Source organism: Bacillus sp. FSL K6-0073 (assembly GCF_038006085.1).
Lineage (GTDB): Bacteria > Bacillota > Bacilli > Bacillales > Bacillaceae_G > Bacillus_A > Bacillus_A cereus.
Window position 1 is genome coordinate 1,620,351 of record NZ_JBBOUN010000001.1, and the last position, 14,115, is coordinate 1,634,465.

Here is a 14,115-nt window from a genome sequence, read left to right on the forward strand (position 1 = left end):
ACATTTTCAATGTAATGAAAATAAGTCTCTGTTAGGTGAGGCTCCTGTATAGAGAAATGCTACTGCCCAAAAATGTCGAGAGACGCCAATGGGTCAACAGGAATGATCGAATTAAGGTTTTTCTTAACGTAGCTGGTAATGTACCTATGCTATACAGTGCTAAAACTCGGTGAGGGAGAGGTCCGTAGATTTCTAATTATATTAGAAATCGTTTATTTGTGTATGTAATGGCCGCTACTCTCTTAAGGGTAGGGGTCTTTTTTGTTACCAAGCTATGAGTAATTTCATATTATAAACTATAAAATTAAACGAGGAGGTGAGGAGCATGTCAAATTCTGACTCGGTTCCGTTACCCATATACTTCAAATCAAAAATATATGATGTAGGCAGGAAACGATTTGTTCCTCCCTCTATATTTATCACAATGTAGCGTTTATAAAGCGCGAGACACTTTCATAGTAAAGTGGATAAATTGAGAAACAAAGCGTTTCTTCCTATGTTGTAAAGGAGGAGACGATAATATGTTATATGCAAACAAAACTGTGGGTAACACGTCATATAAACTAAGTAAAAAATCAATAAAAGAACAAACAATGCTCCAAAAAAATAAAGATTTATTAATTGAAATTGCAACAAGAGATGTAAAATCTGTATTTGCATATTTTAAAACAACAAGAGACGGACTATCAATGAAAGAGGCACAAAAACGTATTCAAGTATATGGCCGAAATGAACTAACTTCAAAAAGAGCACTTCTTGCAGAAGTAATGATGAAGCTAGGTGGCATGATTCCAGGTTTTTCAAAACAACGTGTGTGTGATGAATTACAACGTGAAACGATTACTGTATCTAGAGTAGAATGTTCTAGTAGTACAGGGTTAAATAGTGAACTGAAAATGATGGAGATACCTGTGCAAGAACTTGTACCTGGAGATATGATTTTTCTTTCGGCTGGAGATGCTGTGCCAGCTGATGTACGTATTATTTATGCAGATGATTTATTAGTGAATGAGTCTGTGTTAACGGGAAACGAAGCGAATATAGAGAAGTTTGAGAGCTGCTATCACCTTGAACGTAAACGATTTATTCCATTAAAACGGATGAAAGATTATAATCCACTTGAGCTTGAAAATGTATGTTTTAAAGGTTCGCATATCGTTAGTGGAAATGCAAAAGCTATCGTTGTTTCTACTGGAAAAAATACGTATTCAGGCATCTTGCATACTTGTTGTAGTAGAACGTCTTAATGTGTTAATGGTGCTAAATATACAAAAACAATGTATAATAGACAAAGTTGAGCAAAAACGTAGAATGGTAATCTATTTATATAACCTTACGTGATAACGTAAGGTTATTATTTTTTTAATAGGAGAGGAATTATGAAAAAAGTATTATTAGTTGATGGTATGGCACTATTATTTCGTGCTTTTTACGCAACAAGTGTCTACGGACAATTTATGAAACGACAAGATGGAACCCCTACGAACGGGATTCATGGTTATATGAAACACTTATTAACAGCTACGCAAGCGATCGAACCAACACATATCGTTACATGCTGGGATATGGGAAGTACGACATTTAGAACAGAATCGTTCTCGAATTATAAAGCAAATCGTGCAGCGCCACCAGAAGAATTAATTCCTCAATTTGATTTAGTGCAAGAAATGACTGCAAAATTATCCATTCCAGTTATCGGTATGAAAGGCTACGAAGCCGATGATTGTATCGGTACGCTTGCAAAACAATATTGCAATGAAGCTGAAGTTTATATTTTAACAGGTGATACGGATTTACTTCAACTTGTTGATAAGAGCGTTACAGTCATGCTTCTGCGTAAAGGAATTGGAAATTACGAATATTACACACCGGAGAAAATCATGGAAGAAAAAGGTGTAGAGCCGTGGCAAATCGTCCATGCAAAAGCTTTCATGGGAGATACAAGTGATAATTATCCAGGTGTAAAAGGTATCGGTGAAAAAACAGCGTATAAGCTTATTCAAGAGCACGGAACAGTATCCGCTGTACTAGAAAATGTAGGATCATTAACAAAAGCGCAGCGTACGAAGATTGAAAGTGATTTAGAGAACTTAAATATTTCGTTACAATTAGCCCAAATTCACTGTGAAGTTCCAATTTCATGTTCACTAGAAGAAGGGTTACACACAATGGATGAAGAAAAACTTAGATTTGTTTGTGAAGAAATGAATTGGGGAAGACCTGAAATATTAATAAATATGCTATAAATAGTTTGGAAAGAGGGATGTTGCATAAGTCGAACTTTGACTTGGTGACACCTTCTTTTTGTTTTTGTAAACAGTATTATAGTAAATAAAATTATGTCGAACTCAATTTTAAATATATAAATGTTTTGACAAGATATAATGATAAAAGTTGATGGAAATAGTAACTTTTATAATGAAGTGAATTAATTTCAACATAGTTTTAGATAATCACTTTTTTCGTGTTCACAAAGTTGTCAGAAAATAAACGGAATTTTCATATGAAGTTCAAATAGAATTCACAGCAATCAATTATTATAAGAACCACAGATAATTCTTTATCTTTTATATAAATCATCCCCCAAGGAGGACAATGAAAATGAGAAAAAAAGTGAGAAAATCTTTTAAACAATTATTAATTGAAAATAAACAATCACTATTAAATAATAAAGAAAATATGAAAGAAATCGAGGAGAGAATTGAGAAACGACATGTAGCATATAGTGGTGCCAGTAATTAAATAAAATAAAAAAGATAGCCTATATAGGCTATTTTTTTATTTTATATTGAAAAAATGCTAATCAGCTCTTTAATTTTGTAAATATGCAAGATATTTTTATAGCGTTTTTCTATCAATATTACTCATTTTTCGAGGTTGAAATTGGTATATACCAATTTTTGAGATTTTCTATTCATAATATTACAAAAAATGTTACAATACACTCAAATTTATACTATAAAATCATTTTAATATGAAAAATTGGAATGAAAAGAAAGGAGGGGAATATGAATAAAGATGTCGCTTTGAAATGATTATTATCATTTCATTAGGAGTTGATGTAAAAAGATGAAGAGATACGAAGAATTGGACTCTATAAGAGGGATTTCTTCATTAGTAGTAATGATCGGTCATCATTTAATGATTTTTTCAGCATTTCAAAATTACAGTTATGAAGATAATAAGCCATTTGTTGTGTACCTATTAAAAGAAACGCCTGCTCGTCTAATTTTTAGTAGTGGTAACGAATCAGTTATTATCTTTTTTGTTTTGAGCGGATTTGTTTTGTATGAATCTATTCAAAAAAACTATAGTAGCTATGGATCATACCTTTTAAAACGTATATGCAGAATATATATTCCTTATATTGTGGCAATAATTATAGCTATTGTATGCCAGATTACAATTAGTGAATATGGTATTTCTTATTTAAGTGAATGGTTTAATCGCTCATGGACGATTGAAAGTTCTTCAAGCTTAATAGCGCAACATATTTTATTGGTTGGGAAATATAATACAGATGCATATAACGGTGTAATTTGGTCACTTGTCCATGAAATGCGAATATCAATAATTTTCCCGTTAATTTTGATGATTTGCTTACGAAAAACGTTGAGGTGTTCATTACTATTATTGTTTAGTTTTAGTATATGTTCTGTCGTAATATTATTTTTGTTTCGCTCGGGCTTAACATTAACAAGCTATGCATTAACATTGCATTACACGGTGTTGTTTTTACTCGGAGCACTAGTTGCGAAGTATAAAAATAATTTAATAGTTTTTTATAGTAATTGTACTAAAAACACAAAAATTACATGGTTTTTATTTGCGATTTTACTTTTTATGTATGAAGGGCTTATAGGAGAAATTAAAGTGCTCAATAATTTTATATTTCGAGACTATGTAGTGGCGATAAGTGCATGTCTATTTGTCATATTAAGTTTGTCAATATCAACTTTGTCGTCCTTGCTACGTAATAAATATTTGTTATATTTGGGGAAGATTTCTTACAGTCTTTATTTATACCATATTATATCGTTGTTTTCCCTTATATACATGCTCCATGAAATATTACCGTTGCCAATTATTTTAATTTTTTCACTTGTTTTGTCGTTTATACTTGCAATGCTTTCGTATGTATATGTAGAAAAGTTTGCATTCGGAGTTGGAAAGTATGTAACAAAACAAGTGGATAGAAGAGAGAAAGGGTTATCTGTAAAGAGTGAATTGCAGGATGTTATTCAGAAAAGGGCGGTGAAATAATTGAAGCAAGAAATGAGTATAAAAGATTTTCAACAATTATTGAAAAGAAGATTCGTAACGATTATTTTAACGATGTGTTGTTTAACCGCTTCTTTAGTTCTTATCTCTATGTATGTTTTAAAGCCGTCATATCAATATTCAACGCAAATTCTTGTTGGGAATTTAGATGAATTTAATAAGGAAAATTCAACAAATAAAACACAAGAGAATAAGCAACTAGTAACATCGTATGTTGATATTTTAAAAAGCCCATTAATTATTTCAACAGTCAAAAAAACTTTGAAATTAGAGCAATCAAGTCATGAATTAGCACAAAAAATCTCGGTTGTGAATACGGACAACTCACAAATTGTAACTGTTACAGTAAAAGATTCCAATCCGAAAATCGTGAAAGACATTGTAAAGACATTGGCAGAGCAATCACAAAAAAGCTTTCAACAGTACACAAATGTACAAGGGGTGAAAGTATTAACGGATCCTGAGTTACAGGAACAGGCTGAAAAATTGTTTCCGAAATTTCAACTGATCATTCCTATTTCTTTAATTGTTAGTTTTTTTGTTGGAATAGGTTTAGCTGTATTTCGAGATTATTTTGATGAACGTATATACACGGAACAGGATTTAGAGAAAATAACAACAGTCTCTGTTATTGGTCACATAAATATGAAACAAAATAGAAAAAAGAAACCTACAGAGGTTGATAAAAAATCATCTACATATCGAGGTGAACATGTCGATGTTTAGGACAAAGAAGCAGCTGCCATTCAATTTGCATGATGATCTGATGAAAGAGCAGTTTTATACGGTGTATCACGAGCTGAAAAAATCCGGAAAACAACTGTTCACAGTTAGTTCAACGAAGGACAGAGGTGTTGTTGCCTCGCTTATAGTAAATATGGGTGTAGTGTTTGCGGAAATGAAAAAAAAGGTGTTACTTATTGATGTGAATTTTTCTGACCCTAAACTACATGTAGTATTACAAAGTGATCACATGATAACAGTAAACGATATAATAAGCTCTTCCTCCCGCAATTATGAATCTTTTTCTAGTAATTTGTCTAAATACTTATATTGTATTCCTGCAAAAAAAACAGTACATACAGGGACGCCCTTAGTTGCTATGGATGAATTTGATAATGCGATTGCTAAGTGGAAAGAAGATTTTGATTACATTTTCGTTTATTCTTCTGAAGTATTTGAACTTCCTGCTACGCACATTATTGCAGGGAAATGCGATGGAGTGGTTTTAGCAGTTAAAAAGCGAAAAGATTCATTACGTACAGTGCAAAAAGTAATAGCGGATATAAATAGGAAAGAATGTGAATTAATAGGTATAATTTTATATTCTTGAATGTGGGGGTAACGATCCATGATTCGTGAAACAAATCAAGCCAAGTTGTATACGATTCCGGCTCAAGAAAAGCCTAGCATATTGAATCGAAGTGTAAAACGCTTGTTTGATATTATATTTTCAATCATATTGTTACTATTAACAATACCAATTATGTTGTTCTTTTGTATTATGATTACTTTAGAAACATCAGGGGCTCCAATATACTTTCAAGAACGTTTAGGTATAAACGGGAAGAAGTTTAATGTATTTAAATTAAGGTCGATGGTAAAGGATGCTGAAATGAACGGACCACAATGGGCAAAAGAAGATGATCAAAGAATTACAAAAGTTGGATTGTTTATAAGGAAAACGAGAATTGATGAATTACCGCAACTTTTAAATATTTTAAGAGGAGATATGTCTTTTGTAGGCCCTAGACCAGAGAGAGAGTTTTTTTATAATGAGTTTGATGCGTATATTCCAGAATTTAAGGATCGTTTAATGGTAAAACCAGGCTTAACAGGATGGGCACAAATAAATGGAGGGTATAATCTTGATCCAAAGGAAAAGTTGAGGCTGGACATGGAGTATATTGAAATGAAAACGTTTCGGATGGACATCCGTATTTTATGTAAAACCGTTTTAATTGTATTGAACGGCAATGGTGCAAGATAAATATATATGTAAACAAACAACATATGTAAGTAGGTTACTTGCAAAGGAGAACTTGTATGGGTAGATCTATTCTAAACAATATTATCCATCTATTTTATAGTACGATTTTAGCTAACCTTCTTCAGGCCGTCAGTTTAATTGTTTTAGCAAACTTTTTTAACGCACAACATTATGGGATGTTTAGTGTTGCCATAGCAGTGACGTTTGTTATGTTATTCTTTACAGACTTAGGACTTAGTAATACGTTTCTTCGAGAAGGGGCAAAGGATGGAGCAGATTTAGAGCAGATTTTATCATCTTATATAAAAATAAGGATGATTCTACTTATTTTTATTTCTATCATCGGTTATATTGCTATTCATTATATGTATGAGGATAAAAATTTAATTTATATGATGATAAACGTAATGTTTTTCATGTTAATAGGATTAACTTGGCAAAACATAGGGATTGCCTATTTTCAACTGACGGAACGTATGAAGTATATAGCGCTCATAAAAGTTGTATCAGCATCAGTTGTCATTATAATTACATGTTTTTGTATTTTCGGAGAGTTACCGGTGTATGTAACAGCTCGCTTATATGCTTTTGGGTATATGATCGGTGGTTTATTCAGTATATATATCATGAGAAGAAAGACGAAAATGAATATGAAAGTCATAATTCATAAAGCGTTATTTTGGCAATTAACTCCCTTTATTATTAGCGGTTTTTTAATAATGAGTACGCCACAATTAGCGCCTATCTTGCTTAACTATACATTGCCATTAAGTATGGTAGGTGTTTTTGCAGTGGCGTACCGGATGCCGGCAGCTTTATATCAAGTACCAGGGGTAATTGCAGGTGCATTTTTTCCGGTGCTCTTTAAGCATTATAACCAGAATAATATAGAAGAGCATACGAAATTAAATTTACTTCAAATTAAATCAATGGCGATTGTAGGAATATGTATGACGATCGGTTTATATCATTTAGCACCATACTTTATTTCTATATTTTTTCATGAAGAATGGAGCAATGCAGTAGAACCACTCCAAATATTATCATTTCTTATTGTGCTACAAAGTTTAAATATTGCCATTGCTGACGGTTTAACGACGAGTGGATGTCAAAATAAGAGAACTGTTGTGCAGTGTGTAGCATTGGTGATAGGTGGGGTTATGCTTTATAGCTTTAGTAGTCTTGGTGGAGTGATAGGAGCGGCATACGCTATGGTTTTATTTGAAATAGTCGCTTTAGTGGGATATATAGCGGTAAGTGTAGTGAAGAAAAAAATTGTATTCCAAATTGTAATACCGTATACAATTTATTTTGGTGTAACCTTTATTGGAGTGCAATATATATTGCATACATATCATTTAATTGCGCTTGTTCTTAATATACTAATTGTAGTAGCTGCCATATTCCTATATGATTATGAGCTAAAAAAACTTCTTCTTTCTTTTATAAGAAAAATACGCAAAAAGGATTATATTACGAAACAGGGGATATAGCCTATGGAAAATAATATGAAAGTATCGATGGGATGGATTATTCTTCTAATATTATTTGTTATGTTAAGTAAATACAATTTATATATTGGATTTTCATTGAAGATATATATGATTTTTTTAGTCATATATTTTTGTTTAACAATTAAAGACTTTCATATTCAAAAGTTATATTTTCATGAAGTTATATTTTTACTGTTTTATTTCATTTATTGTTTAAGCGGAATTCTTTCTATGTATTTAAATGCTAGTATTCGTATGATTTTTGGCGTGCTACTCGTTTTAGGATGCTATTTTATAATGAGAAATTTATTGGGGAATACTGAAATAGTGGTACTTGAATCATCTATTGCTTATGTAGGAATAGTATTTAATGTTGTAAGTCTACTACTCTATATAATCGGTTTACAATACTTTAGTTTATACGGTGGAGAAGAGAGAGAAATTTTTGCTGGATTATTAGTTGATAGAGGATATCCACGGTTAATTGGATTGCTAGATGATCCTAACATTTTTATTTTTTATAATACAATATTTTTTATGTACTATATGACGAATTTACAAAATATCACTAACATCCTAGGGTTAATTTTATGTGTTACGACGAGTCTATTAACCTTTTCAAGGGGGGGGATATTAGCGCTTGTGCTTGTTGTTTTTGTATATATATGTATGTCTAGTTTCGCTAAAAAAATAAAAATAATTATGAGTTTAGTATTGTTTAGTGTAGTTATTTTTAGTTTATCGAATAGTGTAATGGGGGGCCAATTAGATGACATATTAAATAAACGAATTTCTGATTTTTCCCATGATAATGGAAGTGGTAGATTTACATTATGGGAAGCTGCTTTTAAATACTATTTATCCAATCCATATATCGGAATCGGTGCTTTTAACTTTTCGAATTATTATGAGTATCAATTTAATGAAAAATTATATGTACACAATACATTTTTAGAAATTTTGTCTGAATCGGGTACAATTGGTTTTCTTCTATATAGCGCGTTTTTATTCATATTAATGTTCAAGTTAGCGCAGCATACTTTGTTTCGTGAAAAACCATACCTTCTATTGACTATGATTGCATTTTTATTTCAGATGATGTCATTGTCACTCATTATTAACGAAGCGTTCTTTTTATTTTTAGCAGTTGTTGTGAAGTATATTTCAATATATGAAGGAAGGGGAAAGATAGATGGTAAAATGTCTATCAGCACATAATAAGGCGCCTCATGTTTCTGTAATAACACCTTCTTATAATAGTAGACGATTTATAGGTGAGACAATTTTATCTGTACAGAATCAATCGTATGAAAACTGGGAAATGATTATCGTTGATGACTGTTCAACCGACCAATCTGCCGCAAAAATTAAAGAGATAATAGAAGGAGACTCACGGATTAGGTTATTATCATTAAAAGAAAATGTTGGTGCTGCTAAAGCTCGGAATTTAGCGATTCGAGAGGCGAGAGGAAGGTACATTGCCTTTTTAGATAGTGATGATATATGGTTGCCGCATAAATTGAAGACACAATTGTTATTTATGGAAGAAATGAATATTGCTTTTTCATATGCGTCGTATAGTTTAATTGATGAAAATGGTAATGAATTAAATCGCGAAGTGAGTGTACCAAAATCTGTTGATTATCATTATTTAGTAGGAAATACAATTATCGGGTGTTTAACGGTGATGATTGATCGTGAAAAAATTCCGTATGTCGAAATGCCTAGTGTACAGCCGGAAGATACAGCGTTATGGCTGAACTTATTACATGAAGGGCATGAAGCAAAAGGGATACAGCAAGTATTAGCGAAGTATCGAATTGTAGCAAATTCTGTTTCGAGAAATAAAGTTAGAGCAGCTTTTCGGTATTGGAAATTATTAAGGGACCAAAAAAGTCTTAATGCAGTGCAAAGCTTTTACTATTTTAGTAAGTATGCTTATCATGCTTATAAAAAAAATAAAATCAATGTAGTTGGGAAGACGCAATTATGAACATACTGTTGATGACAGATAAATTGATAACTGGCGGAGCCGAAAATTATTTCTGTAAATTAGAAAATAATTTGCATTATGAGGATTTTAAGATTTATACAGCTGCAGGTGATGGAGAACTATATGAATCCCTTACTAGAAAAGAAAATTTTATATTACTTAGTCGATGGAATCATTTGAGAAATATTTATTATTTACGAAACGAAATTTGTAAACGAAAGATAGAACTTATTCATGCAAATAGTTTGCGAATGGTATTATATGCTTTTCTACTTCAAAAGTTTATTAAAAAAAAGATGAAAATTGTTTATACGAAACACAATGTAACGATATTAGAAAAGAAAATGCCAACGCTTTTTCGGTATTTCATGAATAAATATGTGAACAATATTATTACAGTAAGTGAGTTTGAAAAGAACAATTTAATTTCAATTCATGTAGCAGAAGAAAAAATAAATACAATTTATAACGGTGTCGATATTGAAAAGTTTTTATTCCAGCAGAAAAAGAAAGAATCTACATATAAAATAGGGATATTAGCTAGATTATCCAAAGAGAAAAACCATCAACTATTTGTCAAAATTGCAAATGTGTTGAAAAAGAGAAATGATTTTATGTTTTATATTGCTGGTGATGGACCAGAGAAAGAATCGATTATGAAAGAAATAGAAAAATATGGATTGCAGCAAAGGGTGAAGATGCTAGGGAATATTTCAGAGCCGCATGAGTTTATAGGGAATATGGACGCCTTACTTTTATTATCTTTTCGTGAAGTGTTTCCAATGGTAGTAATTGAAGCGATGGCTACAGGGACACCAATTGTTTCAATAGATGTTGGTGGAATACATGAAGCGGTAATAGATGGAGAGTCAGGTGTTTTGATATCTGAATATTGCGAATCCGAATTCGCAAGTGCGCTTGAGGAACTACAAGGGAATGAAGAAAAGGTAACTGCTATTAGATTGAAAGCACGAGAGAAAGCAATGAGATATTTCTCGTTAACTAAAATGATAGAAGAAACGAAAAATATATATGAATTAAACAAATGACCGAGTAGGTCGTTTGTTTTTTTTATTATAGAAACTTTTAAGAGACAACTCACATATTATATGAAAAAGGTAATATGAGGAGTGAATTTATTTTGTCAGAATATATTTCTTCCCAAGAAGATTGTGCGCCAGAAAGTAGCGTTCACATTGATTGTTTTGGGGCAGTTCCGAACTCAGGAAATGATAGTTCATTAGCAATTCAGCAAGCTATTGATTATTGTGTAGCGAATCGAATTTCGACGGTTAGAATTACAGGGGTAAATACGTACAAAATTGTAAAGCCGATTGTTATTAAATCAAACGTAAGATTAGAGTTAGATCCAACCGTAACGCTGCAAATTGATGGGGATTTTAATGCATTTGCGCTACAAAGTAACGCTTCGATAGTTGGTGGTACTATTCAAGTTATAAATCCATTGTTTCAATCTGCTGTTATTTATGTTTCTGGTTCACAACAAATCGAAGTACCTAATCAATCTGTTATATCAAATATAAATATAATAAATACAACTCCATCGTATAAAGGAAAAGCTATACATTTTTATTGTCAAAAGGCATGGGATTACATTAGTTTCTTTCAAGTTAAATTTATTCAAATTAAAAACTTTCAAACTGCAATATATTTGAAAACAGAGTATATAGATGATATCAATACACCTTGCTGGATTAACGCTAATGTATTTCAATCTATATTTATTGATGGATGTGGGTATGGGATTGAAGTAGATGGAAATAGTGATTTGCCAAATGAAAGTTCAGGAAATACGTTTCATGATATTCAAGTGCAATGTAGACAACAAACGAAAAAAGTAATTCGTTGTTCAGGTGCGTATAATACATTTGATTGTATGATTTGGGATACGTACCGGATGAGTAGTGAACAAATTGTCATTGAATTTTCTTCTAATTCTCATCGTAACTACCTTTTTTCAAATCTGCTTTCAACAACTATTGTAGATAAAGGTCAATATAATGTTTGTAAGTCTACTTATGAAGAATCCCTACGAATTCAGTTACCGTTGACTTTAAATAGACCTCATTTAATAGGGAATCAAGATGATATTTTAGTAAATGCTCAGCAGAAATATAACGTTAAGCAAGTAAGTGGAAAAGTGCCGTACGGAGGGAATCTCACAAATTGCTTTAATTTAATAGATGAACAAAGTGTAAACTATATTGACGTTCCAGATAGTAACCCAGTTGTCATTGAACTTGATTTTACGAAAAAACCAATACAAATGTTAAATTGTTTTGGAATGTATTTTGGATGGGGAGAGAGCCCAAAGAAAATTAAAATTGAATATGCATTAAGTGCAACTGGAAATTGGGTTATCGCGTTGGATGTTCCATTAAATGTTGGGGATACAATTATCTCGAATATGAAGGCCAGTCAGTTATATAAAGTTAGAATTACATTAAGTGGTTATTCTCAAGATCATAAACGTTTTCGAATTAATCGCATTTTTGCAAGATCTTCTATGGAAAATGGGAGTGCTTGGTTAGCGACAACTGGCGGAAGGATGTTTGGAGATATTGAAATAGAGGCAAGTAAAGGTATAATCATGAAGACTGCTAGTGGAGTGAAATGGAAAGTTACTATTAATGAAGCTGGCCAACTTATTACGACTAAAATAACTTGAGGTGGTGTTTAATCGTATATCCTTGGACGAGTTACAACGTAGTGGAATATAGGTAATGAAAAAGAGATTGTAATTTGGTTTCAACCAAACTACAATCTCTTTTTTGTTTCAATTATTTCCACCAAATCCAAGTCCAAAGGTAATTTCGTACATTTCGAGGAGTAATGCGAATGAAGCGTTCACCGTCAAAGAAGCAATTTAAATTTGGAAGTGTTTCATCTGGATTTTCTGGAACAAAGGTGACGATGTTTTCGTTACTTGTAACGGTTACTGTAATTGGTGGGTCGGTAGGCGAGACTTGAAGTTGTAACGAAATATTGGCCGTATTTTTAAATGGATTATTAACAGGTGGACTTATTACTTGTACTGTGAATAACACGATAATTGTTTCGTTTGGTTCTAAATTAGTGGTAACTTGGAAACCGATATTCGGATTTGCTAGTGGAGAGCGTTCACCGTTAATAAAGACAGTGCCGTTTATAAATTGTAAACCTGCTGGAATGGTATCTTGTAAAGAAATATTTGAGAGTGAAATTTCGGCAGTATTTGTAATACGCACCGTGTAATCAAAATATTGATTTAAATAAGCTGAGCTGACGGAAGCATTTTTCGTGACTGTTGTAGTTATAAATTGAACTGGTATACGAACGATGTTTGAATTAACAATGAAAGTAATAATTGGATCCTGTGGTGTCAATTGAAAGGCAGCGGTAACTGTTGCAGAATTTATAATTGTACTGTTTGAAGGAATAGAAGTTACGAGAACTTGAAATGTTATAGTTGCTACTGTATCTGCAGGTAAAGAACCAATATTAATACCAGTGTCTGGACGAACGTTTTGAACGGTAGAACCGTTAATTGTTACGCTATTTTCTATAAATGTTGTACCAGCTGGAATTGTGTCTATAACAGAAGTACTAATTGTGGGAATTGGGGAGTGATTAAATACCGCTAATGTGAATGTAATGATATCTCCTATAACGATAATAGATTTGTCAGCTGTTTTTTCAATGCGAATCAACGGATCAACTACTGTCGTTGTAACGATATTTGTTTGCTTTGTAATCGTAATAGGTGGTTTTGTTGGATCAATGATAACGGTATAGGAAACAGAAGCATCGTTACTAATTGTAGGTTGAAGAGTAGAAGAAGATATTGTCACTTGGAACGTAATAATAACAAATTCATTAGGCGCAAGATTTCCTAACGTAATACCATTTTCAGGGTTCTCATTAGGCTGATTGATCCCGTTAATCGTAACACTACCAGCAACAAAAGTCGTATCTATTGGTACAGTGTCTATGGCAAGAAGGTCGTCAATCGTTACATTACCGCTATTCGTAATCGTAATTGTATACGTTAAAGTTTGACCAGGCAAGGCGTTTGTTACATCAGCAGACTTAAAAGCAATGACGTTATCATTTTGGACAGTAGTTGTTACGGTATTTGTTGTAGTCGTATTTGTAACAGGTACGTTATTTGGATTGACTATATAGTTAAAAGTAGTAATTGCGTTGTTGTTTAGTTCGTTTGGTGTTGGAATAGAAGTTACAGTTACTTGGAATGAAACGATAGCGTCTCCACCAATAGTTATAGTACCAATTGGTATACCGCTTACTGGATTCACCCCATCGCTATCAAGCTAATAAAAAGAAATGCCCCCTAAAAT

12 protein-coding genes, 1 pseudogene and 1 riboswitch are annotated in these 14,115 nt (G+C 32.3%); of the genes and pseudogenes, 12 read left to right on the plus strand and 1 reads right to left on the minus strand.

Annotated elements, in window-relative coordinates:
• Positions 1-20 precede the first annotated feature (20 nt).
• Positions 21-186, plus strand: a riboswitch (M-box (ykoK) riboswitch).
• Between the two features lie 335 nt (positions 187-521).
• The 12 genes from MHB52_RS08590 to MHB52_RS08645 all read left to right on the plus strand — a co-directional run bounded on the left by MHB52_RS08590 (position 522) and on the right by MHB52_RS08645 (position 12,446).
• The gene (locus MHB52_RS08590) at positions 522-1,247 is read left to right on the plus strand and encodes a P-type ATPase (protein WP_000964949.1); all 726 of its coding nucleotides are present in this window, start codon (positions 522-524) and stop codon (positions 1,245-1,247) included.
• A gap of 132 nt (positions 1,248-1,379) precedes the next feature.
• A complete protein-coding gene (locus tag MHB52_RS08595; RefSeq protein WP_000757076.1) occupies positions 1,380-2,246 on the plus strand; it encodes a 5'-3' exonuclease in 867 nt (288 codons plus the stop codon).
• A gap of 355 nt (positions 2,247-2,601) precedes the next feature.
• Positions 2,602-2,742: an FbpB family small basic protein gene (locus MHB52_RS08600; protein ID WP_001228048.1), complete on the plus strand. Its 141-nt coding sequence runs from the start codon at positions 2,602-2,604 to the stop codon at positions 2,740-2,742.
• A gap of 327 nt (positions 2,743-3,069) precedes the next feature.
• Positions 3,070-4,263 (plus strand): acyltransferase family protein, encoded by a 1,194-nt coding sequence (locus tag MHB52_RS08605; RefSeq protein WP_061663855.1) that lies wholly within the window; start codon positions 3,070-3,072, stop codon positions 4,261-4,263.
• Positions 4,264-5,007 carry a YveK family protein gene (locus MHB52_RS08610; RefSeq protein ID WP_000807050.1) on the plus strand — a complete coding sequence of 248 codons (744 nt, stop codon included), beginning with the start codon at positions 4,264-4,266 and terminating at the stop codon, positions 5,005-5,007.
• Positions 4,994-5,614: a CpsD/CapB family tyrosine-protein kinase gene (locus tag MHB52_RS08615; RefSeq protein ID WP_016117499.1), complete on the plus strand. Its 621-nt coding sequence runs from the start codon at positions 4,994-4,996 to the stop codon at positions 5,612-5,614. The genes MHB52_RS08610 and MHB52_RS08615 overlap by 14 nt, the downstream gene beginning before the upstream one ends.
• Positions 5,615-5,632: 18 nt before the next feature.
• Positions 5,633-6,271 carry a sugar transferase gene (locus MHB52_RS08620; protein ID WP_016117500.1) on the plus strand — a complete coding sequence of 213 codons (639 nt, stop codon included), beginning with the start codon at positions 5,633-5,635 and terminating at the stop codon, positions 6,269-6,271.
• A gap of 56 nt (positions 6,272-6,327) precedes the next feature.
• Entirely contained in the window at positions 6,328-7,764 is a 1,437-nt protein-coding gene (locus tag MHB52_RS08625; protein ID WP_061663854.1) for an oligosaccharide flippase family protein, read from the plus strand.
• 3 nt (positions 7,765-7,767) lie between these two features.
• Positions 7,768-8,982 carry an O-antigen ligase family protein gene (locus tag MHB52_RS08630; protein ID WP_016117501.1) on the plus strand — a complete coding sequence of 405 codons (1,215 nt, stop codon included), beginning with the start codon at positions 7,768-7,770 and terminating at the stop codon, positions 8,980-8,982.
• Positions 8,957-9,757, plus strand: coding sequence for a glycosyltransferase family 2 protein (locus MHB52_RS08635; RefSeq protein ID WP_000237694.1), 801 nt, complete (start codon positions 8,957-8,959; stop codon positions 9,755-9,757). Before MHB52_RS08630 ends, MHB52_RS08635 begins: the two co-directional genes overlap by 26 nt.
• Positions 9,754-10,806 carry a glycosyltransferase family 4 protein gene (locus tag MHB52_RS08640; RefSeq protein ID WP_001023684.1) on the plus strand — a complete coding sequence of 351 codons (1,053 nt, stop codon included), beginning with the start codon at positions 9,754-9,756 and terminating at the stop codon, positions 10,804-10,806. The genes MHB52_RS08635 and MHB52_RS08640 overlap by 4 nt, the downstream gene beginning before the upstream one ends.
• A gap of 92 nt (positions 10,807-10,898) precedes the next feature.
• Positions 10,899-12,446, plus strand: coding sequence for a hypothetical protein (locus MHB52_RS08645; RefSeq protein ID WP_061663853.1), 1,548 nt, complete (start codon positions 10,899-10,901; stop codon positions 12,444-12,446).
• Positions 12,447-12,558: 112 nt separating this feature from the next.
• Here the strand turns inward: MHB52_RS08645 and MHB52_RS08650 are convergent.
• Positions 12,559-14,076: pseudogene (locus tag MHB52_RS08650) on the minus strand (DUF7507 domain-containing protein); the annotation flags it as partial.
• Positions 14,077-14,115 lie beyond the last annotated feature (39 nt).